Source organism: Acinetobacter sp. 228, from assembly GCF_048147885.1.
This window is the reverse complement of the sequence record NZ_JAYWYV010000324.1, coordinates 1-1,288: the sequence shown is the minus strand read 5'-3', so window position 1 is coordinate 1,288 and position 1,288 is coordinate 1. Positions and strand designations below refer to the sequence as shown.

At 39.3% G+C, this 1,288-nt stretch carries 1 protein-coding gene and 1 pseudogene; one reads left to right on the top strand and one right to left on the bottom strand.

All coding sequences use genetic code 11. The features are described 5' to 3' along the window. Positions 1 to 382: pseudogene (locus VXQ92_RS18640) on the top strand (MgtC/SapB family protein); the annotation flags it as partial. Between the two features lie 73 nt (positions 383 to 455). Here the strand turns inward: VXQ92_RS18640 and VXQ92_RS18635 are convergent. Next, on the bottom strand, positions 456 to 1,288 hold an 833-nt coding region (locus tag VXQ92_RS18635), incomplete at its 5' end, for a benzoate/H(+) symporter BenE family transporter (RefSeq protein ID WP_416682806.1).

Sequence of the window (1,288 nt, the reverse complement as noted above, 5' to 3'; positions counted from 1 at the left end):
TGCCGCGGGTGCTGATTTAATTATTGAAGCAATATTGGCGACAGCCTTTATTTTATCTGCCAATACGCTATTAAGGCCGATTGTCCATATTATTGACCGTCGTCCGTTAGACGATGACACAGAAGTTTTACATGTAATCTATATTATATGTGACCGAAGTCAGAGCAAGGTCGTTATGGATGAATTAAACCTAACCTTAAAGCATCATAATTATCCTGCTAAAGATATTGATGTCACACCTTTTGGAGAAAAAGAGGTTGAGATAGAAGTAACGCTAATTGCAACTTCAATTGAAGCAGAAGAAGCACAACACATCATTAATCACTTAAATGCAATGCCGCAAATACGGCAAGCATTTTGGGATAAAAACATAATTAATTAATTTAACGAGAGTTTGCGCTTAATTTTTTATGAATTTCTCTAAATGATGAAGCGCAAACTCTTTCGTTTAAGCCTTATTTTTTAGCTTTAAATTTAAGGACTATAAATACAACAATACCGACAACCAGTCCCCAGAAAGCTGAACCAACACCGAAAAATTGGATACCTGACGCACTACATAAAAAGGTAAATAATGCCGCTTCGCGGTCTTCAACTGGACCAAACGCAAGCGCAATGTTGTGACTAATCGTACCAAGTAAGGCAATGCCTGCTAACGCTACAATAAAAATATGAGGAAAAGACATCAGCAAGCTTGTGAGAGTTGCAGCAAATAGCCCCATCAACACATAAAAAAAGCCACAGCTTATACCCGCAATATAACGTTTGCTTGGATCAGGATGAACTTGGTCATCTAAGCTTACGGCAGCACTTATCGCAGCAATATTAACGCTGTAACATCCAAAAGGTGCGAGCACAACTTGGGTTAAACCTGTCCAGCCAATCAATTGATTAACGTGCGGTTTATAGCCATAACTCTTGATCATGGCTATACCGGGTAGATATTGCGATGCCATGCTAATCACAAAAAGTGGTAATGCTAAGCCTAAAAGTGCTGACCAGCTAAATTCAGGACTAATCCAAACGGGTTTAGCCAAGTACCACTCAAGAGTAGGCATATGAAAGTCTAAAAAGACAGGGCAGAGGGCAATACCAGCCAGTGCGGTAAATACAATGCTGTAACGCGGCCATAATCTTTTTGTAATGACATAAATAGCGAGTAAAGATAAAACAAATGTCCAATCATTTTGCAAGCTCGCGAAAAGCAAAATCCCAAACTTAAGCAAAACTCCGGCAAGCATGGCACTGGTTAAGCTTTGTGGTATATAGGAAAGCGCTTTTTGGAATA